Annotated in this window: 1 protein-coding gene; it reads right to left on the bottom strand. The window is 68.5% G+C overall.

Annotation, left to right across the window (positions count from 1 at the left end; genetic code table 11):
• A partial coding sequence (locus AC1RQI_RS17195) for a bile acid:sodium symporter (protein ID WP_481905830.1) occupies positions 1-273 on the bottom strand: 273 nt, incomplete at both ends.

A 273-nucleotide genomic window follows, 5' to 3' on the forward strand; every position in this document is an offset into this window, starting at 1 on the left:
CTAATCGGTCGGCCCGGTTCACCAGGGTCTTGTGCTCGGTGAGGACGCGCCTCAGCAGCGGCCTAGCGAGATGGCCGAGCGCGAAGGGCGCGAGCAGCTTGCCCATGATGGCGATGATTTGTGGCAGGAGGGGCGGCGGTGTGGCCCCCGTGCGCATCACGAGGTCCATCAGCAGCGGCGTGGCCACCATGCCGATCAACCCGGAAAGGGTTGCGTTGAACAGGGCGGAGGCGGTGTCCCCGCGCCCGAGGCTCGTCATGGCCACCGAGGTGG

The organism is Salicola sp. AFF1, assembly GCF_056783195.1.